The sequence below is a fragment of the Sphingomonas lycopersici genome (genome assembly GCF_026130605.1).
In the GTDB taxonomy this organism is placed as follows: domain Bacteria; phylum Pseudomonadota; class Alphaproteobacteria; order Sphingomonadales; family Sphingomonadaceae; genus Sphingomonas; species Sphingomonas lycopersici.
The window spans coordinates 476032-498802 of record NZ_JANFAU010000003.1 but is presented as its reverse complement, the minus strand read 5'-3'; the positions used below and the strand labels follow the sequence as shown (position 1 = coordinate 498802).

Sequence of the window (22771 nt, the reverse complement as noted above, 5' to 3'; positions counted from 1 at the left end):
ATGACGCGAGCCGAGTGCATTAGTTCCTGCAAGCCAGCGCGATCGCTCGCTATAGCGTTCCCCATGATCAAGACGCTGCTCGTAGCCGGCCGGGACCGCAATCGGCTCGCGGAGATTTTTCGTGTCGCTTCTCGATTTGGGCTCGGCATGCTCCTCGCGCGTCTTGGGCTCGAACAGGCGGAGCAGGCGGAAGAAGGCGCCGACGAGCCGCAGAGCCTGCCGCGGCGGACGCGCCTCGCGCTCGAGGCGCTCGGCCCGACCTTCGTCAAGCTCGGCCAGATCCTCGCAACGCGCGGCGACCTGTTGCCGCCCGAGTGGATCGCCGAACTGGAGAAGCTGCATAGCAGCGCGCCGACCCTGCCGTTCGAAGAATTGCGCGCGGCAGTGGAGGCGGCGCTCGGCCAGACCCCGGAGGCCACGTTTGCCCAATTCGACGTGGCGCCGCTTGCCGCCGCATCGATGGCGCAGGTGCATCGCGCAACCTTGCACGACGGACGACAAGTGGTGCTCAAGATCCGCCGCCCCGGCATCCGGCCGCGCATGGAGGCGGATCTCAGGCTGATTGCACAGCTCGCCGCGATCGCGGAGGCGGCAAGCGCCGAGGCGCGCCGCTTTGCGCCGTCCGCGCTGATGCGCCAGTTGGCAGAGGCGGTGCTGGAGGAGCTCGACTTCACCGCGGAGGGTCGCAACGCCGATCGCCTGCGCGCCGACTTTGCGCGCGAACCGCGCGTGGTGGTGCCGGAGATACATTGGGCCTGGACGTCCGAGACCCTCTTGGTGATGGATTATGTCGAGGGCATCGCGCCGCGCGACGGCGACACATTGCGTGCGGCCGGGATCGATCCGGCCGCGATCGCCGAATTGGGCGCCGACCTCGTCCTCGATATGGTGCTGGTCAACGGCCGCTTCCACGGCGATCCGCATCCCGGCAACCTGATGTGCCTGCCCGGCAATCGCATCGCGCTGCTCGATCTCGGTATGATCGGCCACGTCTCGCCGCGCCGCCGCGAGGAGTTCATCGGCTTCACGCAGGCGCTCAACGCCGGCGATCCGGCGCCATTGGCCGATGTCCTCGCGGCCTGGTCCGTGGGAAGCGGCGTGCCCGCCGAGCGGGTGCGGGCCGCCGCCGAGCGGTTGATCGCGCGGCACGGCGGTGGGCGCCTCGTGCTGAGCGCGGTGGTCACCGACTTCATGGCGCTGATACGGGACGAGGGCATGACCCTGCCGTCCGATCTGTTGCTGATCTTCAAGGCGCTGATCACGGTCGACGGGGTGTTATCCGGGATCCAGCCGGACTTCGATCTGTCCGAAGCGATGCAACGCTCCTCGCTGCGGATCGCGCGCAAACGGCTGTCGCCCGAGCATTGGATGCCGACCGTGCAGGCGCTGGCGTGGGAACTGAGCAAGATCGGCGACGACGCGCCGCGCCTGCTGCGGGCGGCGATCCGTCGCCTCGAAGCCGATCCTGCCGGGACCGCCGCCGCGCGGGGAGAGCGGGCGGCAATCGCGTCCGCGGCCCGTTTGATCGCGGGCGCCATCCTCGTCGCGGCGGTGATCGTGGCCGGCGCGCTGCTGCTCTCCTGAGCACTTTCGCCGGGACGACCCTAATCTGCGCCGTTCAGATGTCCCTCCGCTGGCGAGGCTCAACGTCGAATACCAGCAGCGTCGAAGTGGCCGTCGCGCACAGCCGGCCTTCGCCGTCGTGGAGTTCGGCTTCGGCGAACGCCACCCGGCGGCCAACCGAGACGGTGCGGCCGGTCGCGCGTACCGTGCCGCTGTTCTCGCTTAGCCCACGCAGGTAGGAAACCTTGAGTTCCAGCGTGGTATATCCGCGTTCCGGCCCGAGTTGGGAGTGCGTGGCGATGCCGCATGCACTGTCGAGCAGCGTCGCGGCATAGCCGCCGTGAACCGCGCCGAGCGGGTTATAAACGCTGCGGTCAGGCTTCCCCTCGAACACCACGTGCCCGCGCTCGACCTCGACCAGATCGAAGCCGAGCGTCTGTCCGATCGGGGCCTTCAACCCGCCGCCCAACATCGCCTGAAGCTGCGCCAGGCCATCGGGGCCGCTGCCTTCGTCCGCCATCTTGCTCACCACGGCTCATGGAACGGCCGGATCTCCGCGAGGAACGACCAGGCGTCGCGCGGTTGGTGCGCGAGGTGGAACACCTCGGCCGCGATCGATGTCGGCGAGATGAAAAAGTCGTCCGGCTTGTCAGGCTGAAGTTCGCGCTGCCACGGCACGTCGATCGCCGCGTCGATGACGAGATAGGCGACATGGACGCCTTTCGGCCCCAGGTCGCGCGCCAGCGATTCCGCCAGGATGCGCTGCGCCGCCTTGGTCGGTGCGAAGCCGGCGAACGCGGCCTTGCCACGCTGCGCCGAGGTGTTGCCGGTGACGATCAGCGCGCCTTCGCCCGCCTCGACCATTGCCGGCGAGGTCAGCCGGGCGAGATGGAACAGCGCCATCGTGTTGATGTCGAAGTTCTTCCGCAGCGTCTCGGGCGCGATGTTCATGAATGTGCCGAACGCGCCGCCGACCGCATTATGAACGACGACCTTCGGGAATCCCATGTCAGCCACCGCTCGCTCCAGCGCCGCGGGGTCGCTGACATCGCACGGCACCGCGATCGTATCGGCGATCTCCTGCTCAAGCGCGGCGAGCCGGGCGGCATCGCGCGCCAGCATCGCCACACGATAGCCGGCCTCGGCGAAGCGTCGCACGACGGCGGCGCCGGTTCCCGGCCCGACCCCGGTGACGAGCGCCAGCGGCTTTGCCCTGTCGGTCACGCGGCTTCCTCCAGGCGCTCGAGTTCCTCGCGTACGAAATCGAGCCGATCATTGCCGAAGAACATCGTCTCGCCGACAAAGACGGTGGGTGAGCCAAAGACGCCCCGCGCGGCGGCTTCGTCGGTGTTCGCGTCGAGCTGCTCGATCACCGCTGGCGTGTCGATCCGCTCGGCAATCGGGATGGCGTCGATGCCCGCCGCCGTGATCGCGGCGAGAACATCGTCCTTCGTGGCGAGCGCGTTCCCCTCGCTCCAGCACGCCCGGTACAGCGCCAGCGTGATTGCCGCCGCCTCCGACGGAGAGCGAGCGGCGAGCACGGCGCGCGCGCAGGCCTCACCGTCGACCTCGCGCATGTTCGCCGGGTTGAGCGTGAGGCCGTAGCGCTGCGCCCAGCGGCCGAGATCCGCTCGCGCGTAGCGCCCCTTGGCCGCGCAAGTGATCGTGGTCGGCACGTTGCCGACCTTCTCCATCAGGGTCAGGACTTTCATTGGCCTGAGCGCGATGTCGACGTTCATCCCGCGCAACTGAGTGAAGGCGAGATAGCTGTAAGGACTACGGAAATCGTAGAAAAGCTCAATTGGCTGGGTCATGAATTGGCTCCCGTCGAGCGTTCGAGAAGATGGCGTACCGTGTCGTCGGCGCCAGGCCCTGCGCGAAGCCGGACGCGGTCGCGCGGCACCGCCTCGCGCGTTTCGGCGTCAACGAGCGCGAGGATCAGCGGTCTGCCGGTTTCGCGATCGACCATTTCGATCGCCGGCTGGCCGAAGCCGCTGGCGTCCCAGCGATCGCCCCATTCGCGGAGAGCAACGCTGACCTTCCACAGGTCACGCCCCTTGGGCGTCAGACGATATTCATCGCGGGGAGGGCGTTCCTGGTAGCGGACGCGCTCGACGATGTCCGAGGCGGACAGATGCTTGAGCCGCGCGGCGAGCGTCGCGGCCGGGATGCCCGTGCTCGCGCGAAGGTCGTCATAGCGGCTCAGGCCCAGCGAAAGATCGCGGATGATGAGCAATGCCCAGCGATCACCGATCAGCTCCAGCGCGCCGGCGATCGAACAGCGCATTCCGGCGAACGACTTCGGCTTCATGGCTCGACCGTCTCGTTCCAGCTTTGCAACCGATCAAACCAGCGCATCACATCTCCATCGTTGACGGACACTTGCCCTGGGAAGGGTCTTATTACTTCAATTATTGAAGCTTTACGCCCGATGTGGACGAAGCGCAAGGTGGGCGAATGCCGAGCCGGATGACAGGAAGCGCGTGCGAGATGATGGCCCAGGCGGCGTACCGTGACACCGGCACGAATGGCCGACTTGAACGGTAATCCGCTTGATGATCGTGACGCCTCGTCGAAGCGACGCGTTTTCATACCGGCTCTTGATGAGCGGGAGTGCGATGCCGAGCCCGCCAATGTGCCAGATATTCGAGCGCCGGGCGCAGCGAGTCCGCGGAAGGCGCGAGCGCATAGACCTGGCTCGCAGCCGGAGGCGGCAGATAAAGCCGACGCACAAGCCCGGCCGCTTCGAGATCACGCATCCGTTGGGCCAGAACATTGGCGCTGATCGCCGGCAAGGCGGCCCGCAGGTCGGAAAAACGCAGATCATTGTCCTTGAGCCGCAGGAGAATCTGCAAAATCCAGCGCCCTTCCAGCAGACCCAGCGGATCGCGCGGGGTGGTTACCCCGGATGAAAAAGCGCGATCGGAGAGACTCATCGGAACAATGGCAAGCTCGCTGGTATCGGCTCGTGTTACATTACTTCAATGATTGAAGTCAATCAGGCCATTCGCCGTGAGACCAGCGCATTCCCGGAATGTGCTGCTCGATTGCGGTGGGGTGGGCCAAGGCGGCACGGCGCGACGATGTGGTCGGAAGTATCGCTGCTGCGGGAGGCCGGAAAAAGGCTGGACGGCTACGCAGGAGTGCGCCCACGATCGGCCCTTTGGCGCAGGTTCCTTTGAGCCCGAAAGCTGCCGCGGGTTTTCGGCGCCGCGCACCGCGTTGCGCGGTAAGGCGCGCGACGGCGCGGCGGCTAATCGGATGTTCTCGGGGGTTGCTCGGGCGCCGCCTGTCCGCCGACAATTGTCGACGGGTGGGTGCGGAAGGAGGCGAAGGTTTCGCGCGCGCGAGCAAGACGCGCGGCCAGATCGGCGAGAGTGTCGGGGTGGCGCTCAGCCACGCTATAGCTTTCGCCCGGGTCGGTTTGCATGTCTTATATTGCGGATAGCCGCGCGACGGCAAATCCTTATAGTAATTGCGATAATAGTGGTCGCTCAGGCAGCCGAGCGGGTTCACCTGCATGAGCGGGGGCTCCTTCGAGCGCTAGGTCGCGCGCACCACGCAGCGGAAGCCGATATGGCTGGTCGAACTGTCGATCGCCTGGGGATGCCGCGCGGCAGGGCGATAGCGCTGGCAATAGCTCGGCGCGCACAGGTGCGAGCCGCCCTTGATTACCTTGCGCGGGACCTTGCGCGCCGCGTTGGCCGGGTCCCAGCTCTGGAATATCTTGGCACCGCGTGGATTGTCCGCGACGCAGCATGAGGGCTTGGTCTTGGTCTTCCCGCGCGCCGCGGTCGCCGAGGCGTCCGCATACCAGTCTTCGGTCCATTCCCAGACATTGCCGATCATGTCGTAGAGCCCGAAGTCGTTCGGCGGATAGGCGCCGATCGGCGAGGTGCGTTCCCAGCCGTCGAGCAGCTGATTGGCGAAAGGAAACAGGCCCTGCCAGGTGTTGGCGCGCCATTGCCCGTCGGGGGTCAGTTCGTCGCCCCAGGCGAATTCGCGCGCCTCGAGCCCGCCGCGCGCGGCATATTCCCATTCCGCCTCGGTCGGCAAGCTCTTGCCCGCCCAGTCGGCATAAGCCTTGGCGTCCTGATGGACGACGTGGACCACCGGGTGATCGTCGAGCCCTTCGAGCGAACTGTCGGGGCCGGTGGGGTGGCGCCAGTCGGCACCGAGCACGAACCGCCACCATTGCGACGGATCGGAGAGATCGACCGGCCCGGCGGACTTGGTGAACACCAGCGAGCCGGGTTGCGCGAGCGCGGGGTCGACATCCGGATAATCGGCGGGATCGGGGGCGATTTCCGCGAAGGTGACATAGCCCGTCTCGGCGACGAAGCGCGCGAATGCGCGGTTGGTGACGGGGGCCGCGTCGATCCGGAACGGGTCGACGCGCACGCGCCGAACCGGCGCCTCCTCCGGGTAGAAACGCTCCGACCCCATCGTGAACGTGCCACCGGGCAGGGCGATCATCGTGTCCGCGGCAATCGTGTCCAAATCCTGTTTCCCGTGCAAGCAGCCGACCGAGCGACGGGCGGTTTTTCCGCCCCGATCGGTTCAGAAGCTATCCTAACGAAGCCCCCTTATGGCGGGAAGCGCCCTTGGGGAGCGCGATGAGATTGTGACCCCTCAGCGCGAGTACCCGATCGGTCGCGCGGCCGGGGCGTGACGTTTACCCCTGAACTTTTCCAATCTATAGTACGATCGTCTCGAAAGCGTAATATTCATCGACTATCGCGCCCCTCATTCAGGGTTTAAGAGAGAGAAAATTCTATGTTGCGCGAGTCGCGGATGTTCGTACGATCGTTCTTATCCGTTGGCGCAAGCGGGCTCGTGTTCTTTGTCTTTCCCGGCGCGGCGGCCGCGCAGGCGCAGGCTGGCGATGCAGCGCGAACGCAGGATTCCGGGGGATTACAGGAGGTGGTGGTTACGGCGCAGCGGCGGAGTGAGAATAGCCAAAGAGTGCCGCTGTCGATCCAGACGATCGACGGGCAAGCGATCGCCAATGCCGGCTACACCAATGTGACCGACCTCCAATATCTCGCGCCGGGCATGCAATATGATCCGACCCAGGGCGCCGCGTTCCAGATCCGCGGCGTCGGCACCACCTCCTGGGACTTTTCCAATGCCAAATCGGTCAATGTCGTGGTCGACGACGTGGTGATGGACGGCCAGCGTGCCAACGGGCTGACCGGGATGGTCGATATCGCGCGCGTCGACGTGCTGATGGGCCCGCAGGGCACGTTGTTCGGCAAGAATTCCACCTCGGGCGTGATCGCGGTTTCGACCAACAAGCCCAGGCTCGGCGTCACCTCGCTGCGCGCCAGCGCGAGCTACGGCGAGCATAATGACCGCATCCTCAACGCGACGGTCAACCTGCCGCTGGGGCAATATGCCGCGCTGCGCATTTCGGGCTTCGATCAGGCGCAGGAGGGTTTCGGCCGCAACGTCACGCTCAACCGGCTGGTCGGCTCGGTCCACGAATATGGCGGCCGCGCTAAACTCTATTTCGAGCCCAACGCCAGGTTCGACGTCACGATCTCGGGCGACTACGCGCATCATTGGGACAGCAGCGTGCGCACCCCGGTCTCCGGGCAGCCGGCCAACGTTACCGCGATCCTCAATTCGCTCGGCGTCTATCCCGGCCCGAAAAATGCCGACACGGCGGATTCGAGTTACGGGGCGATCGAGACCGAGGAATGGGGCGCCTCGGCGCGCATCCACGCCAAGCTCGGCGATTACGACCTGACCTCGATCAGCGCCTATCGCTACACGCTGTACAACAACAACACCCCGGCGAGCCTCACCCCGATCGACAAATATGCCTATATCCCGTTCAACTACGGGCATCTCTTCACCGAGAAGGTCAGCCAGGAATTCCACCTCGCCTCGCCGCAGGAGCGGCCGATCGCCTGGTTCCTCGGATTGTTCTACAACCGGCTAGAGGCGACGCAGACCCAGCTGCAATGGGCGACGCTCGGCGCGCCGGTCTATACCAATGGTGTGCCGATCTCGACGCTCTATGCGCTGACCGGCGCGATCGGAAAGAGCGGTAATACCTCGCTGTTCCACGCGGTGAACGAGACCGCGGCAGCATTCGGGCAGGTCCAGTTCAACCTTTCGGACCGGTTTCGCGTCGCGGTCGGCGGGCGCTATACCCACGACAACGTCTCGCAAAGGCTGTCCTATATCACGGTCGATCCGCAGCAGGTCGCGGGCTTCACCCCCAAATTCGTCGCGACCACCGCGCCGCCGGTCTTTCCCTATGGCAGCGTGAAGGGCGGCAATTTCTCGGTCCGCGTCTCGCCCGAGTTCCAGATCACGTCGACGGCGATGCTCTACGCGACCGTCAGCACCGGCTATAAGCCGGCGGGGATCGCGTTCGTCGGCAACAAATATGCGCCTTATCGCCACGAGACCGTCAAGGCCTATGAAGTCGGGCTGAAATCGGAGTGGTTCAATCACAAGCTGCGCTTCAACATCGACGTCTTCCGCTCCGATTTCACCGATTTCCAGGCGACGATCCTGACGCAGGTGCCCGACGGCGGCGGCGGTTTCCTGCTCGCCACCGCGATCGGCAATGCCGGGGGCCTGAGGACGCAGGGCGTCGAGGCGACGCTCGCGGTGCGCCCGACCCGTTCGCTCTCGCTGAGCGCGTCGGGCAGCTACACCGATGCGTGGTTCACCAATTACGTCTACAACCCGACGACCAACTACACCAATACGCGCTTGCCCAATTCGCCCGATTTCTCGGCAACCGCCGCGGTCGATTATGACCATGCGATCAGCGACGGCATGAAGGTAAGGGCGCATGCCGATTATGCCTATCGCAGCACCTATTGGACGGTGGTCGGCCAGCCCGATTATTCGCGCGTCCCCGGCTTCGGGCTGGTCAATGCGCGGCTGAGCGCGGTGACCGCCGACAACAAGCTCGAATTCGGGGTGTTCGCACGCAATCTGTTCGACACCTATTTCTCGACCGGCTGGCAGCTCTACGGCCAGCTCGGACTGCTTCACTATACCTCGCCCAATGCGCGCCGCACCGCTGGCGTGTTCGCCAACCTCAATTTCTGATCGACGCCCCGAAAGAAGGTTCACACCATGTCGAAACATGTCATGCGGGCGTTGCCGCTGATCGCGCTCGCCTTTGCCGCCGCCGCGGCGGCACAGCCCGCGCGCGAGGCGCCGGAATTGCCGGATTCGCTGCCGCTCAACCGCATCCAGGTGCTCGGCACGCACAACAGCTATTCGATCGGGGTCGACGCGCGCGTGCTCGCGCTGCTCGAAACGCGGTTGCCGTCGATGGGCAAGCTCGCCGCGCAGATGCCGGAGGAGCGGCGCCGTGAGATGCTGATCGCCCACCCGAACGACGTATCGTTCAAGGAAGCGCTGAGCTACCGCCACCCGAGCCTCACCGAGCAGCTCGATCTCGGCGTGCGCGGGCTGGAGATCGACGTGAACGCCGATCCCGACGGCGGCGCTTATGCCGATCCGGGGGCTTATCGGTTGCTGCGCGCTGAGGGAGTGACCGATCTTCTGCCGTTCGACCCCGCGGCGATGAAGGCGCCGGGGATCAAGGTGCTGCATATGGCAGACCTGGATTTCCGCAGCTCCTGCCCGACCTTCCGCGGCTGCCTCGCCGAGATGAAGGCGTGGTCGGACCAGCATCCGGGGCATATCCCGATCTTCGTGATGATCGAGGCGAAAGTGCAGGCGATCCCGATCCTCCCCGGTTCGACCACCCCGCCGCCGTTCACCAGCGCGACCTATGACGAGATCGACCGCACGATCGCCGAGGTTATCGGCCGCGCCAATGTCGTCACCCCCGATGAGGTGCGCGGGACCTATCCGACGCTGGAAAAAGCGGTGCTGGCGGGCAATTGGCCGACGCTGGGCAAGGCGCGCGGCAAATTCATCTTCCAGCTCATCACCGCCACCGGGCATGACGGCGCCTCGGCCTATCTGGAGGGGCATCCCGGCTTGAAGGGGCGGATGGCGTTCCTCGATTCCCAGCCGGGGCAGGATCATGCCGCCTTCATCCTCGACGATAACGCGCTAGTTCGCGGCAAGGAGATCAGGGACGAGATCGCCAAAGGCTATATCGTCCGCTCGCGCGCCGATATCGAAACCTATGAGGCGAAGACCAACGATCAGCGCCGCGCGACCGCAGCCTTCGCGAGCGGCGCGCAGATCGTCTCGACCGATTTCGAGAAGCCCGGCAACGCTTATGGCACCCCCTATGTCGTGACCCTGCCGGGCGGTGGCCCGGCCCGGATTGCGCCGCCCGCCAGATAGGTGCGCGCCCCGGCGGCGGCTCTCCCCGGCCGCCGCCGGCAGAGTCAGCTGCCGTCGCGCAACCGGGCGAGCGCGGCGATATCGAGCGCGAAGGCGGCGCCGTCGCCGCGCGCCAGCGCACCGAGGCGGGCACCAACCAATGTGACCACCGCGGCCTGCGTCGCGGCGGCGTCGAGCCCCGCCGCGCCGCCGACGCCCGCGGCGATCTCCGCCCGTACATTCTCGCCGCGCCGCCGGCGCATATCGAGCGCGAACGGGATCAGCCGCGCGTCGCGCAGCGCGGTCAGCGCGACCGAATGGGTGGCGCGCAACAGCGCATCGCCGCGCGCCGCGCGTTGCTGGGCGATGCCCTGCGTCAGCTCGCTGCGCATCCCGAGGATCAGCGCGCCCATGCCGGCGCGCAGCAAATCGTCGTGGGTGCGGAAATAATGCGCGACATTGGAATTGGCGACGCCCGCACGGGCGGCGACCGTGCGGTGGCTGAGCGCCGCGATCCCGCGCTCGGCGATCAATGCCGCGGCGTACCCCGCCAGCTCGGCCTTGCGCGAGCCTTCGGGCAGGTCGACCGGCAGCACGGCGGTATCGCGCGGTGTGCCGCAGCGGTCGACCAGCGCCTCGAAATGGCTGGCGATGCCCGATGCCGGCGCGCGAAACCGCGCCGCGAGCCGCGCGGTCGTCGCGGCGCGCAGCAGGCGGTAATCAGGGTGACCGGATGCGACGAGCGTGAAAGGAAGCTCGTCGCGGCAATAGCCGGCGATCGCGCGCCCGAAGAGCGCCGCATCCTCGCCGGCGGCGGGGCGCAGCAGCCCGATCCAGAAATCGTCTTCGGCGCCGAGCATATCGTCCATTCCCGTGCGCGTCGCGAGATCGATCGTCGCCTCGAGCATCAGCTCGCACCCGGCGACGGCGTGATCGCGGCGCAGCGTCGCCGCCTCGTCGAGCCACGCGGCGATCAGCGCGGCGAGCGTATCGGGCACCGACAGATCGAGCGCCGCGGCGCGGGGCTCCCATGTCGCGGCCATCCGTCGCCGTTCGTCGGCTTCCTCGGCGGCCAGCATGCCGATCAGCGCGCCCTTGTCGCCGATCCGATAATGCAGCGATCCGAGCGAACTTTCCGCATCCTGCACGATCGCGCGCAGGCTCAGCCCCGCCATGCCGTGCGCGACGATACGCGTGCGGGCGGCGTGGAGAATCTGCACGATGCTGGAACTGGCCATCATCGCCTTGTGGCGCGATGCTGGGCGCCGCTCAACGGAATTTGGTCAACAAACCGCGGCCGTTGCGCGATGCAATCGCGCTCGGCGCATCATACCGCCGATATACGCGGTCGCGCCTGCCATTTTCGGCGGCGACCGGGGCGTGATCCTACATCGGCGGGGCCAGCCGATCGGCCGGCTCAGAACTTGTACCCCAAATTAGCACTCCGGAGCCTTGCTTCAAAGAATTTATAGCAAGTTATCGATTGGACGAAGAAAATCGACCGTGGCCCGGGGCACTCGTTGTGCGCAGATTCTTATATGCTTCGAGCGCGCGCGCCCGCGCGCGCTTATGTTCAACTATTCTCTCGGGATAGCCCGCTGTGATGGCTTCAAGTTCACGAGGTCGATGGATGCTGGAGCTTGGAAGGCCGGATAGCTCGGGCAACCAGCGTCGGATATAGGCCCCGTCGGGATCGAATTTTTCCCCCTGAAGAACAGGGTTGAAGACCCGGAAATAGGGCGCCGCATCCGCCCCACTTCCCGCTACCCATTGCCAACTCGCCGGGTTGTTGGCGGGATCGGCATCGACCAACGTATCCCAAAACCATTGTTCGCCTTGGCGCCAGTCGATGAGCAGGTGCTTCACCAAGAACGACGCGACGATCATGCGCACACGATTGTGCATCCATCCAGTGTGCCAGAGTTCGCGCATTCCCGCGTCGACAAAGGGGTAGCCGGTTCGGCCGGTTTGCCAGGCGCGCAATGCTTGCGGATCGACCCGCCACGGCATCGCGTCGAACTGCGGCTGCAGGTTTCGATCGGCGAGGTCAGGGTGACGATAGAGAAGATGATAGGAGAATTCGCGCCAGCCCAGTTCGGTTTGGAATTTCTCGAGATTTCGATAGGATGTTCCGTGCTCTGCGGCATGGGTTGCAGCGGCGGCGGCATGCCAGAGCTGGCGCGGGGAGATATTGCCGAAGCGCAGATAGGGTGAGAGGCGCGAGGTCGCCGCGCGATCGGGATAGTCCCTGAAGCCGGCATAATTGCCGAAATGCTTGTCCAGAAAACAGCCGAGCTGATCGTGCGCGCCCTGCTCTCCGCGTTGCCAGCTCGATCGCAGGCCGCTGGCCCAGTCGGGTGTGGACGGTTCGAGCGAGAGATCGGCGAGGGTAACCGCCTGCAGCCTTTTGCGATGGTCGCCGCGGAACGGTTCCAGCTGCGCGGGGGCGGGGAGCGGCGCGACGGGGTCTCCGGTGTCCTGCGCGGCGCGCCAGAAGGCTGAAAAGACGCGGAACGGCTGGCCCGCCTTCGTCCTGATCGCCCATGGCTCATGAAGCAGATGGCCGTTGAAGCTCTTGGCCACGATCCGTCGCTCCTTGAGTGCCGACTTCAGTGTTTCGTCGAGCAGGCGCTCGGCCCCGCCATAGCGCCGGTTCCAGAATATCGCCGCCGCGTTGGTTTCGGCGGCGAGCGCGAGGATGATGGTCTGGGCCCGTCCACGATAGATCGACAGCCAGGCACCGCGCCGGCGCAGGTCTCCGTCCAGCGCTTCGAGCGAGCCGTGAAGCCACCATCGCGCGGCGCCCCCAAGCGGCCGCAACCCGGGCGATTCCTCATCGTGCACGAAGATGCAGATGATCTTGCGGCCAGTTGCGGCGGCGGCGTTAAGCGCAGGATTATCCGATATGCGCAGGTCGTCGCGAAACCACAGGATAACAGGGCGCTCCGGATCAGAAAGAGTTGGCTCGGCGGGCCGTTCGTGCAACGCAGGGCTAGCCATTGAGGCGCCAGATTTCGAAGTTCAGCACTGAGGCGAACGCAACCCATGCGGCCAATGGCATAAGGCACCGTGCCGCCACGAGATCAAGCCGGCGAAATCGATCGATCGTTGCAATGATCACCACAAATTGCGGCACGACGTTCACGAGCCCGGCAAGAGGGCTGTTGAGTCCGAAAAACAGCCATGACCACGAAGCATTGAGCGCGAGCTGCACGAAGAATAAGGTTAAAGCAATCCGGCGCTCGATCCGTCTCGCGGGGACTTTGAGGATACGCCAGACCGAATAGGCCATCAGCACATACAGGCTCGTCCAGACTGGCGCGAATATCCAGTTTGGCGGGTTGAACGACGGTTTCAGGAGGCCGGCATACCATGGGGCGAGATTGAGCCAGGTCGCCCATTGCCCGAGAAGCGAGGCGGCGATCACCGGAATGGCGGCACGTGCAGCCCTTAGCCAGGCGGGTTCGGCCGATTTTTCCGTCCTGTCCATCGGGTGAAACCTCACGCTTCGACTTTCACCAACGTTCGCGCTTTGCGGGACGCCGTTGAAAACCAATAAGGCGGTTTGCAAGAGTGCGGCAATCATTGTTCCGATCCGCGCATGGCACTCCCAATCTCCGTTCGCCGCTGCCGCGCCGCGGCATCGTTCTTTCGACAATCGGCGACAGGGCCCGCTGCTCGCGGGACCTGGGAGCGCATCCCCCTCGGACTAATGCGGGGGTCGCCGGGTACAACATGAAGGATCGCTCATTCGTCACCAATTGGGACAGAAGGCGAGGAACTCTACGCGGATGTGCCCACCCTCCGGCCGATGCGGTCGATATCGATCGAATAGGGCCGATCGGAATCGAGCGAGCGATATGTCAGACCGCTCGTCGCCGGATCTTCCCATTCGGCAATCGTCATGGGCTGGCCCGACGGCGACAGCCAGTCGCCCTGCCGCGGAAAGGTCGCGAACCAGCCGGCGCGGGCGGCGCGCCATTGCGCCAGCGCCGCGACATGATCTTCCAGCAGACGGTCGCGCGTGCCCCAGTCGAGCCATGTCAGGTGATTGTCCTGGCAATAAGCATTGTTGTTGCCGAGCTGCGTTCGGCCAAACTCATCGCCGGCGGTCAGCATGATCGACCCGGTCGAAGCGAACAATGTCCCCAGCAATGCCCTTGCGTCCGCGGCTCGATGCGCGACGACGTTCGGATCATCGCTCGGCCCTTCCACGCCGTTGTTCCACGAGGCGTTGTCACCTTGCCCGTCGCGGTTTTCCTCGCCGTTCGCCCAATTGTGGCGACCGGCATAAGCGACCGTATCGGCGAGCGTCATCCCATCATGCGCCGCGATGAAATTGACCGAGCGGCTATGAGGCCCGAACAAGTCCGAGGATCCCGCAAGCCGCGTTGCCAGCGTGCCGACCGTGCCGTCGCCGCGCCAGAAGCGGCGCACGTCGTCGCGGAAACGGTCGTTCCATTCGAGCCAGTTTTCCGGAAAGGCGCCGAGCTGATAGCCGCCGGGACCCGGGTCCCACGGCTCCGCGATCAGCACGCGATCGGCCAATATCGGGTCGGCGGCGATTTCGGCGAAGATCGGCGCGTCGGCCTGGAAACCGGGGCTGCGCGCCATGACCGGCGCGAGATCGAAGCGGAATCCATCGATCCCGCAATGCCGCACGAAATGGCGCAAGGTCGCGCGGGCGAGTTCGCGGACATAGGGCTCGCCAAAGTTCAGCGTGTTGCCGCAGCCGGTGTCGTTGATCAGCCGGCCTTCGCGATCGTGCGCATAGACGCCCCGATTGTCGAGCCCGCGAAAGCTCAACGTCGGCCCGAGCACATCGCTTTCGCCGGTGTGATTGAACACAAGGTCGAGGATCACGCCGATTCCGGCGGCGTGGAGCGCAGCCACCGTTTCACGCAACTCGGCGACGCCTCCCGGGCACAATCCGGGATCGAGCGCCATCGGCACCACCGGGTTATAGCCCCAGGCGTTGCAGAGGCCGAGCGGCGGCAGATGCCGCTCGTCGATCCAGGCAACGATCGGCATCAGCTCGATCGCGCCGACATGGAGCCTGGTGAGATGGGCGATGATCGCCGGATGAGCCAAAGCGGCGACGGTTCCGCGCAATTCTTCCGGCACATCGGGATGGAGCATGGTCAGTGCGCGGACATTGGCTTCGTAGATCAGCCCGCCGTGCGTGAAGACTGGCAGTGCGGGCTCCACCACCGGAAGGTCCCCGGGGACGATCGCTTTCGGCACCATTGGGCCTGTGTCGGTGCCGAATGCGTGGAGCGATGGCGTGTAAGCGAAGCGCCGGTCGAGCTCTGTCGCATAGGGATCGACGAGCAGCTTCGACGCGTCGAACCAGCGGCCTTGTGCGGGGTCGAACGACCCGGCGGCGCGATAGCCATAAAGAGTGCCGGGCGGGGCAGGGGCTTCGGCGACCCAGTCGGTTCCCTCGCGCCGCATTTCCCGTCGCACTTCGTGGTCGCGCTCGAAAAGGCACAAGGTCACGCTTTGCGCCTCGGGCGCGCGCACGCGAAAGATCGTCCCGGCGGGACCGGGGGTGGCGCCGTAGGTCATATGGCGCGAGCGGGACAAAGCGCGCGGTAGAGCGCGGCATAGGCCGCACCACTCCGCCGCCAGGAGAAATCCTGTTTCATCCCGGCGCGCTGGATCGAACGCCAGTCGTCCGGACGTTGCCATAAGGCCATTGCCCGCTCGATTGCGGCGCTGAGCGCGGCGGGTGTGACGCCGTCGAACTGAATTCCCGTCGCCGCCCCGATCGACAGAGCGGCGAGGTTGGCGTCGATCACGGTGTCGGCAAGGCCGCCGGTACGCGCGACGATCGGCACGCAGCCGTAGCGCAGACCATAAAGCTGGGTCAGCCCGCACGGCTCGAACCGGCTGGGGATGAAAATCGCGTCGCCGCCCGCCTGCAACCGGTGGGAAAGCGCCTCGTCATAACCGGTGCGGATGGCGATGCGGCCCGGGTGCCGCGCGGCGGCGGCAAGATAGGCCTGCTCCAGCGCGACATCGCCCGAACCGAGCAGCGCGAGGCGGCCGCCGAGCGAGACGAGATGATCGAGGACCTCGAGCAGCACGTCGAGGCCCTTCTGCCAGGTCAGCCGGCTCACCACGACGAACAGCGGGCCGTCGTCGGGCTCGAGCGCGAATTCCTGCTCCAGCGCGCGTTTGTTGGCCGTTCGCTTTGCCAGCGTCCGGACCGAGAAGGGGCTGGCGATGGCTCGATCCGTCTCGGGATTCCATTGGGCCGTGTCGATCCCGTTGACGATCCCCGAAACCCGCTCGCCCCGGCTGACGATCAGCCCCTCCAGCCCCATGCCAAACTCCCCGGTGCGGATCTCGCGCGCGTAGGTGGGGCTGACGGTGGTGATCGCCGCGGCACTTTCGAGCCCCGCTTTGAGGAACCCGACGCCGCCATGATATTCCACGCCGTCGAGCGCCCAGGCATTTCCCGGCAGGCCGAGCGCGTCGAAAATGGTGGCGGGGAAATAGCCCTGGAAGGCCATGTTGTGGATCGTCATGACCGCCGGCATCGCGCGCTTGAGCTGTCGCGGCGGTGCGAAGCGCAGATAGGCGGGGGCGAGACCGGCTTGCCAATCATGCGCATGGACGAGATCGAATCCGCGGCCCTTGACCGCGCCGCCTGCGATATCCGCCGCCGCCCGGCCAAAAGCTGCGAAGCGCCGCCAGTTATCCTCCCAGTCGCGCCCGGCATTGTCGGCATAGGGGCTTCCGTCGCGATCGAACAACGTAGGGCAATCAAGCACCAGAAGCGGATGCCCGGCGATTTCTCCCGCCAGGAGCCGCGCTTCCTCGCCGAGCAAATTGGCCCATTTGTGGATCGGCTTGTTGCTGTCGAGCGCGCGGCGCACCGAAGGGTAACCCGGCAGCAATGTGGTCAGCTCGATATCGTGCGGCGCCACCGCTGCCGGAAGCGCGCCGGCAACATCGGCGAGGCCGCCGGTCTTGATCAACGGGACCGCTTCCGAAGCGACCGAGAGTATGGAAAGCGTCATATCAGCCGATCGATCATCGCCTTGTTGATCAGGCACACGCCGTTTTCCGTACGGCGGAAGCGGCGATCATCGAGTTCCGGATCCTCGCCGACGACCAGCCCCTCGGGAATGCGCACGCCTGAATCGACGATCACCCGGCTGAGCCGCGCATGCCGGCCGATATTGCAATAGGGCAGGATCACCGCATCGTTGACGCTCGACCAGGAACCCATCTTCACCCCGGTGAACAACAGGCTGCGGCGTGCGACCGCGCCGGACACGATGCAATCCTGCGAGATGAGCGACGAGATCGCATGGCCGCGGCGGCCTTCCTCGTCATGGACGAACTTCGCCGGCGCGGACACGATCTGGTCGGTCCAGATCGGCCAGTCGCGATCGTAGAGGTTGAGCTTCGGCACGGTATCGGTCAGGTCGAGATTGGCTTCAAAATAGGCGTCGAGCGTGCCGACATCGCGCCAATATTCCTCGATCTCCTCCGCCGCGCGGATGCAGCTGTCGGCGAAGCGGTGGGCCACCGCCTTTCCGTGCTTGACGATATAGGGGATGATGTCCCCGCCGAAATCGCGCTTCGAATCCCGCTCTGCCGCATCGCGCTGCAATTGCTCGAACAGGAATCGCGTCTCGAACACATAGATGCCCATCGAGGCGAGCGAATGCCCCGGATCGCCGGGGATCGAAGGAGGATCGGCGGGTTTTTCGATAAAATCGGTGATCACATTGTCGGCATCCACCGCCATGATGCCAAAATCGCTCGCATCCTTGCGGGGGACGACGAGGCAGCCGACGGTGACATCCGCGCCCGAGTTGACATGCTGTTGCAGCATCAACTCATAGTCCATCTTGTAGATGTGATCGCCGGCGAGAACGATCATATAGCGCGGCGCATGGGCCGCGATGATGTCGATATTCTGATAGACCGCGTCGGCGGTGCCCTCGTACCACAAGAGTTCGGAAATGCGCTGCGAGGCCGGCAGGATATCGAAGCTCTCATTGCGCTCCGGCCGCATGAAATTCCACGCGCGGTTCATATGGCGGATCAGCGAATGTGCCTTGTACTGGGTGGCAACGCCGATGCGCCGGATGCCCGAATTGATCGCGTTGGAGAGGGCGAAGTCGATGATCCGGCTCATCCCGCCGAAATAGACCGCGGGTTTTGCGCGATTGTCGGTCAATTCCCGCAAGCGGCTGCCGCGTCCTCCCGCAAGGACATAGGCCATCGCCTCGCGCGCCAGCGGCCGGCCTGAAACGTCACGCATCCCGCACTCTCCCGCTCACCGCCCGTTCCATTCGAACATCAACGTCGCGAGCGGTGGCAGCGTTACCTCAGCCGCGCCGCCCGAGGCGATTATCCGGCCGAGATTGCCTGTCCCGGTGCCGCCATAGATTTCCGCATCGCTGTTGAGCACCTCGTCCCAGCCGCCGTCATGCGGCAGGGGCAGGCGATAGCCTTCGTGTACCGCCGGGGTCATGTTGGATATGACCGCGACGGGCGCCGCCCCGGGCGCCTTGCGCAACCAGGCAAATACCGAATTTGCCTTGTCGTCGACGATCAGCCATTCGAACCCTTCCGCTTCGCAATCGCGCGCGTGCAGTGCGGCTTTTTCGCGATAGAGCCGGTTGAGGTCGCGCACGAGATTGCGGACCCCTTCATGGGCCGGCGCGGCGCGCAGGTCCCAATCGAGCGGCCGGGCCTCAGACCATTCGCGCCGCTGGGCAAATTCCTGGCCCATGAACAGAAGCTTCTTCCCCGGATACCCCCACATCAGGCCATAATAAGCGCGCAGGCCGGCAAATTTCTGCCAATCGTCTCCGCTCATCTTGTTGATGAGGCTGCCCTTGCCGTGGACCACCTCGTCATGGCTCAGCGGCAGGACAAAATTCTCGCTGAAGGCATAGGTGAGGCCGAAGGTGATATCATCATGATGATATTGCCGATGGATCGGATCGCGCCCCATATAGGCCAGCGTATCGTGCATGAAGCCCATGTTCCATTTGAACCCGAACCCCAGGCCGTTCTCATGGACGGGGAGCGTCGCGCCGGGCCAGGCGGTCGACTCTTCGGCAATGGTCATGAAGCCCGCATGGCTGCCATAGACGGCCTTGTTCATCGCCTGCAGGAATGCCACCGCTTCCCAGTTTTCGCGCCCGCCATCCTTGTTGCGGATCCATTCGCCGTCCCGGCGAGAATAATCGCGATACAACATCGAGGCGACCGCATCGACCCTGAGGCCATCGACATGGTAGCGCTCGGCCCAGAATAAGGCGTTGTTGACGAGAAAGCTCGCCACCTCGCGGCGGCCGAAGTTGTAGATGGCGGTGTTCCAGTCCGGATGGAAGCCGAGCCGGGGATCCTCATGCTCGTACAAGGCGGTGCCATCAAAGCGGGCGAGGCCATGCGCGTCGGTCGGGAAGTGCGCGGGCACCCAGTCGATAAGGACGGAGATTCCGGCCCGATGCGCGCCGTCGACGAAGCGTGCAAAGCCCTCGGGGTCGCCGAAGCGGGACGAGGGGGCATAAAGGCCCGTCGTCTGATACCCCCAGCTCGGATCATAGGGATATTCGGAAACAGGCAGAAACTCGATATGGGTGAAACCGAGCTCGACGACATAGGGGATCAGCTCGTCGGCGAGCCGGTCCCATGAGAGGAACCAGCCCGCCGGATCGCGGTTCCAGGAGCCGGCATGAACCTCGTAGATCGAAATCGGCTGGCGGCGGGGGTCGACGCTTGCCCAGTGAGCACGGTGCCGCTCGTCGCCCCAGCGCACTTTGCCCGGGGTGGCGACCAGCGACGCGGTTTGTGGTCGCAATTCCGAGGCGAAGGCAAAGGGATCGGCCTTGAGCGGCAAGATCGCCCCGTCCGGTCCAATGAGGCGATATTTATAGGCGTTCCATTCGCCGATATCGGGGACGAAAATCTCCCAGACACCAATGTCCGCCCGCCGCCGCATCGAATGGCGCGCCGGGTCCCAGTCGTTGAAGTCGCCGACCACCGAGACGATCCGCGCATTGGGCGCCCATACCGCAAAATGCACGCCCTTTGCGCCCTGATGCTCGACGATATGGGCGCCCATCTTGTCGAACAGCCGCAAATGGGTGCCTTGCGCGATCAGGAAATCGTCCATCGGCCCGAGGACCGGCCCGAACGAATAAGCGTCGGTGACCCACCATTCGCCCACATCCGCCCGGCAATGGTATTTTACCGGTACGGGAGAACCAGCGATCCATCCCTCGAACAGTCCGCGCGGATCGACCTGTTTCAGCGCGCCCAGCGGGTTGCCGCTCAGGTCATGGACCTCGACCGTCGTCGCGCCGCGAAGGATCGCCCGCGCGAAAACCCCCTTTTGCCCGCCATGCACCCCGAGAAGGGAGAAGGGATCGGCATGGGTGCCTTCCAGCAGGGCGTCGATGGCGGCCTTCGATGGCTTCACTTAACTCCCCAGATATCCCTCGCATATTCACCGATTGTGCGATCCGAACTGAACCAGCCGACATTGGCGATGTTGCGGATCGCCATTGCCTGCCAGGTCGCGGGCGTCTCCCAGACCTGATCGACCGCGCGCTGCGCGGCGGTATAGCTGTCGAAATCGGCCGCGATCATGAACCAGTCGTGGTCGTAGATCCCGCCCATCAGATCGACATAGCGCTTGGGATCGTCGTGCGAGAATACGCCCGAGGCGATCGCGGCCATCGCCTGCTGGAGTTCGCTCGAGCCGTCGATCGTTTTGCGCGGATCGTATCCGTTGTTCCTTTTCTCGAGGACCTCGTCCGCAGTAAGGCCGAAGATGAAGATATTGTCGTCGCCCACGCGATCCTTGATCTCGATATTCGCGCCGTCGAGCGTGCCGATCGTCAGGGCGCCGTTCAGGGCGAATTTCATGTTGCCGGTGCCCGAGGCTTCCATCCCCGCGGTGGAAATCTGTTCCGACAAATCGGCCGCGGGAATGATGCGTTCGGCGAGGGTGACATTGTAATTGGGGACGAACACGACCTTGAGCAGCCCGCCGACCGACGGATCGGCGTTGATCCGCCGGGCGATGTCGTTCGCCAGTTTGATGATCAGCTTGGCGTTGGAATAGCTGGGCGCCGCCTTGCCGCCGAGGATCTTGACGCGTGGTACCCAATCCTTCTCGGGATGGCTGCGGATCTGATCGTAAAGCGCGACGGTCTCGATCAGATTCAGCAACTGGCGCTTATATTCGTGGATACGCTTGATCTGGACGTCGAATAAGGCGTCGGGGTTGAGCCGGACGCCGGTCAGTTCCTTGAGATGAGCGGCGAGTTTCACCTTGTTCGATCTTTTGACCTCGGCGACGCGCTCGCCGAGGGCGGCATCGCCGGCCAGCGCGTTCAGGTCCGCGAGTTTTTCGGCATCATCGAGGAAGCCGTCGCCGATCGCGTCGCGGATGACCGCGGTAAGGCCCGGATTGCACTGTTGCAGCCAGCGGCGCGGCGTGACGCCGTTGGTCTTGTTGTTGATCCGGGTCGGATAGAGGCGGTGGAGATCGGCGAAGACCGTGCTCTTCATGAGCTCGGTATGCAGCGCCGCGACGCCGTTGATCGAATGCGCGCCGACGAAGGCGAGGTTCGCCATCCTCACCCGCCGCTCGCCGCCCTCGTCGATCAGCGAAATCGCCGCGATCGCCCGTTCGTCCATTCCCGCGCGCCGCGCCTCGCGCAAGACGCGGCTGTTGATCGCGTAGATGATCTGCATGTGCCGCGGCAGCAATCGTTCGAACAGCGGCAAGGGCCAGGATTCCAGCGCTTCGGGCAGCAAGGTATGATTGGTGTAGCCGATGGTCTTCCGGCAGATGTCCCAGGCTTCGTCGAATTCGAGGCCATGATCGTCGATCATCAGCCGCATCAGTTCGGCCACCGCGACCGACGGATGCGTGTCGTTGAGCTGGATCGCCGCGTGGTCCGGGAGGCTGCGGATATCGCCCTCATATTGGACATGCCGGCGGACGATGTCCTGGATCGAGGCCGAGGAGAAGAAATATTCCTGTCTCAGCCTCAGCTCCTGCCCGGCCGCGTTTGAATCCGCCGGGTAGAGTACGCGAACGAGCGCATCGGCCCTTACCTCGTCCGCCAGCGCGCCGACATGATCGCCCGCGTTGAAGGCATCGAGCTTGATCGGATCGAGCGCGGTTGCGGTCCATAGCCGCAATGTGTTGACCCGCGTGCCGCGCCAGCCGACCACCGGCGTATCGATCGCGCTCGCCTCGACCTTTTCGGCCGGGCGCCATTCGACGCTGTCGCCGTCCGCGACGACCTCGCCGCCGAAGCCGATCAAATAGGCGCTCTCGCGCCGGTCGAACTCCCACGGGTTGCCGTGCGCAAGCCAGGTCTCGGGCAGTTCGACCTGCCAGCCATCATCAATGCGCTGGCGGAACATGCCGTTCACATAACGGATGCCATAGCCATAAGCGGGAATGTCGAGCGTCGCGAGGCTCTCCATGAAACAGGCGGCAAGCCGCCCGAGACCGCCATTGCCCAAGGCCGCGTCCGGCTCCAGTTCCTCGAGTTGCGCAAGGTCGAGCCCGTGGTCGCGCAACGCCTGCTCCATGTCGCGCGTCAGGCCGAGATTGGAGAGCGCGTCGCGGAGCAAACGCCCGATCAGGAATTCGAGGCTGAGATAATAGACCCGCTTGCCGTCCGCCTCATAGGTGCGCCGCGTAGACTCGATCCAGTGATCGACAATCTTGTCGCGGACGGCGAGCACCGTGGCGTTGAACCAGTCATGCGGCTTGGCGGCGAGTTCGTCCTTGCCGACGCGATGGCGCAAAACATCGAGGATGAGCGTGTCGAGCTGGGCGGCCGAGGAAGCGGGGTCGAGGGTCACGGCAGGTGCTCCGTCCGTCAGGCAAGCCACCTGACAGGCGGCCGCCGGTTTGTCTCCACGTCCT

The 22771-nt window shown here is 65.0% G+C and carries 18 protein-coding genes; 3 read left to right on the top strand and 15 right to left on the bottom strand.

Features of this window, described 5'->3' with window-relative positions:
* The first annotated feature begins 63 nt into the window (after positions 1-63).
* Positions 64-1584, top strand: coding sequence for an ABC1 kinase family protein (locus tag NED98_RS08965; protein ID WP_265312707.1), 1521 nt, complete (start codon positions 64-66; stop codon positions 1582-1584).
* Between the two features lie 34 nt (positions 1585-1618).
* Here the strand turns inward: NED98_RS08965 and NED98_RS08960 are convergent, their stop codons facing one another.
* The 7 genes from NED98_RS08960 to NED98_RS08930 all read right to left on the bottom strand — a co-directional run bounded on the left by NED98_RS08960 (position 1619) and on the right by NED98_RS08930 (position 6039).
* On the bottom strand, positions 1619-2083 hold the full coding sequence (locus tag NED98_RS08960) for a PaaI family thioesterase (protein ID WP_265312824.1): 465 nt from the start codon (positions 2081-2083) through the stop codon (positions 1619-1621).
* Positions 2084-2088: 5 nt separating this feature from the next.
* Positions 2089-2787 carry an SDR family NAD(P)-dependent oxidoreductase gene (locus NED98_RS08955; RefSeq protein ID WP_265312706.1) on the bottom strand — a complete coding sequence of 233 codons (699 nt, stop codon included), beginning with the start codon at positions 2785-2787 and terminating at the stop codon, positions 2089-2091.
* The gene (locus NED98_RS08950) at positions 2784-3377 is read right to left on the bottom strand and encodes a 2-hydroxychromene-2-carboxylate isomerase (protein WP_265312705.1); all 594 of its coding nucleotides are present in this window, start codon (positions 3375-3377) and stop codon (positions 2784-2786) included. The genes NED98_RS08955 and NED98_RS08950 overlap by 4 nt, the downstream gene beginning before the upstream one ends.
* Positions 3374-3874: a winged helix-turn-helix transcriptional regulator gene (locus NED98_RS08945; protein ID WP_265312704.1), complete on the bottom strand. Its 501-nt coding sequence runs from the start codon at positions 3872-3874 to the stop codon at positions 3374-3376. The genes NED98_RS08950 and NED98_RS08945 overlap by 4 nt, the downstream gene beginning before the upstream one ends.
* Positions 3871-4155, bottom strand: coding sequence for a hypothetical protein (locus NED98_RS08940; RefSeq protein ID WP_265312703.1), 285 nt, complete (start codon positions 4153-4155; stop codon positions 3871-3873). The genes NED98_RS08945 and NED98_RS08940 overlap by 4 nt, the downstream gene beginning before the upstream one ends.
* A complete protein-coding gene (locus NED98_RS08935; protein ID WP_265312702.1) occupies positions 4152-4499 on the bottom strand; it encodes a winged helix-turn-helix transcriptional regulator in 348 nt (115 codons plus the stop codon). Before NED98_RS08935 ends, NED98_RS08940 begins: the two co-directional genes overlap by 4 nt.
* Positions 4500-5106: 607 nt before the next feature.
* Entirely contained in the window at positions 5107-6039 is a 933-nt protein-coding gene (locus NED98_RS08930; RefSeq protein WP_265312823.1) for a formylglycine-generating enzyme family protein, read from the bottom strand.
* Positions 6040-6528: 489 nt separating this feature from the next.
* On the opposite strand from NED98_RS08930, the gene NED98_RS08925 reads away from it, so the two are divergent.
* Together NED98_RS08925 and NED98_RS08920 are read left to right on the top strand one after the other, a co-directional pair.
* The gene (locus NED98_RS08925) at positions 6529-8640 is read left to right on the top strand and encodes a TonB-dependent receptor (RefSeq protein ID WP_265312701.1); all 2112 of its coding nucleotides are present in this window, start codon (positions 6529-6531) and stop codon (positions 8638-8640) included.
* Positions 8641-8667: 27 nt separating this feature from the next.
* Positions 8668-9861 (top strand): phosphatidylinositol-specific phospholipase C1-like protein, encoded by a 1194-nt coding sequence (locus NED98_RS08920; RefSeq protein ID WP_265312700.1) that lies wholly within the window; start codon positions 8668-8670, stop codon positions 9859-9861.
* A 44-nt stretch (positions 9862-9905) separates the two neighbouring features.
* Here the strand turns inward: NED98_RS08920 and NED98_RS08915 are convergent, their stop codons facing one another.
* From NED98_RS08915 to NED98_RS08880, 8 genes are all read right to left on the bottom strand, one after another.
* Complete coding sequence (locus tag NED98_RS08915; RefSeq protein ID WP_265312699.1) at positions 9906-11078, bottom strand: TetR family transcriptional regulator; 1173 nt, start codon at positions 11076-11078, stop codon at positions 9906-9908.
* Positions 11079-11316: 238 nt separating this feature from the next.
* A complete protein-coding gene (locus NED98_RS08910; RefSeq protein ID WP_265312698.1) occupies positions 11317-12840 on the bottom strand; it encodes a cryptochrome/photolyase family protein in 1524 nt (507 codons plus the stop codon).
* Positions 12833-13426, bottom strand: coding sequence for a TspO/MBR family protein (locus NED98_RS08905; protein ID WP_265312697.1), 594 nt, complete (start codon positions 13424-13426; stop codon positions 12833-12835). Before NED98_RS08905 ends, NED98_RS08910 begins: the two co-directional genes overlap by 8 nt.
* Before the next feature lie 197 nt (positions 13427-13623).
* Entirely contained in the window at positions 13624-15408 is a 1785-nt protein-coding gene (glgX, locus tag NED98_RS08900; protein ID WP_265312696.1) for a glycogen debranching protein GlgX, read from the bottom strand.
* On the bottom strand, positions 15405-16868 hold the full coding sequence (glgA, locus tag NED98_RS08895; RefSeq protein WP_265312695.1) for a glycogen synthase GlgA: 1464 nt from the start codon (positions 16866-16868) through the stop codon (positions 15405-15407). Before glgA ends, glgX begins: the two co-directional genes overlap by 4 nt.
* On the bottom strand, positions 16865-18124 hold the full coding sequence (gene glgC / locus NED98_RS08890) for a glucose-1-phosphate adenylyltransferase (RefSeq protein WP_265312694.1): 1260 nt from the start codon (positions 18122-18124) through the stop codon (positions 16865-16867). The genes glgA and glgC overlap by 4 nt, the downstream gene beginning before the upstream one ends.
* A gap of 15 nt (positions 18125-18139) precedes the next feature.
* A complete protein-coding gene (glgB, locus tag NED98_RS08885; RefSeq protein ID WP_265312693.1) occupies positions 18140-20296 on the bottom strand; it encodes a 1,4-alpha-glucan branching protein GlgB in 2157 nt (718 codons plus the stop codon).
* A complete protein-coding gene (locus NED98_RS08880) occupies positions 20293-22707 on the bottom strand; it encodes a glycogen/starch/alpha-glucan phosphorylase (protein WP_265312692.1) in 2415 nt (804 codons plus the stop codon). The genes glgB and NED98_RS08880 overlap by 4 nt, the downstream gene beginning before the upstream one ends.
* Positions 22708-22771 lie beyond the last annotated feature (64 nt).

Excerpts from the sequence above, each read along its gene's own strand:
- NED98_RS08945 (WP_265312704.1), bottom strand. The coding sequence starts at position 3,874 with ATGAAGCCGAAGTCGTTCGCCGGAATGCGCTGTTCGATCGCCGGCGCG.
- glgX (WP_265312696.1), bottom strand. The coding sequence starts at position 15,408 with ATGACCTACGGCGCCACCCCCGGTCCCGCCGGGACGATCTTTCGCGTG.
- NED98_RS08965 (WP_265312707.1), top strand. The coding sequence starts at position 64 with ATGATCAAGACGCTGCTCGTAGCCGGCCGGGACCGCAATCGGCTCGCG.
- NED98_RS08940 (WP_265312703.1), bottom strand. The coding sequence starts at position 4,155 with ATGAAAACGCGTCGCTTCGACGAGGCGTCACGATCATCAAGCGGATTA.
- NED98_RS08910 (WP_265312698.1), bottom strand. The coding sequence starts at position 12,840 with ATGGCTAGCCCTGCGTTGCACGAACGGCCCGCCGAGCCAACTCTTTCT.
- NED98_RS08920 (WP_265312700.1), top strand. The coding sequence starts at position 8,668 with ATGTCGAAACATGTCATGCGGGCGTTGCCGCTGATCGCGCTCGCCTTT.
- NED98_RS08960 (WP_265312824.1), bottom strand. The coding sequence starts at position 2,083 with ATGGCGGACGAAGGCAGCGGCCCCGATGGCCTGGCGCAGCTTCAGGCG.
- glgA (WP_265312695.1), bottom strand. The coding sequence starts at position 16,868 with ATGACGCTTTCCATACTCTCGGTCGCTTCGGAAGCGGTCCCGTTGATC.
- NED98_RS08950 (WP_265312705.1), bottom strand. The coding sequence starts at position 3,377 with ATGACCCAGCCAATTGAGCTTTTCTACGATTTCCGTAGTCCTTACAGC.
- NED98_RS08915 (WP_265312699.1), bottom strand. The coding sequence starts at position 11,078 with ATGGCCAGTTCCAGCATCGTGCAGATTCTCCACGCCGCCCGCACGCGT.
- glgC (WP_265312694.1), bottom strand. The coding sequence starts at position 18,124 with ATGCGTGACGTTTCAGGCCGGCCGCTGGCGCGCGAGGCGATGGCCTAT.
- NED98_RS08905 (WP_265312697.1), bottom strand. The coding sequence starts at position 13,426 with ATGATTGCCGCACTCTTGCAAACCGCCTTATTGGTTTTCAACGGCGTC.
- NED98_RS08930 (WP_265312823.1), bottom strand. The coding sequence starts at position 6,039 with ATGATCGCCCTGCCCGGTGGCACGTTCACGATGGGGTCGGAGCGTTTC.
- NED98_RS08935 (WP_265312702.1), bottom strand. The coding sequence starts at position 4,499 with ATGAGTCTCTCCGATCGCGCTTTTTCATCCGGGGTAACCACCCCGCGC.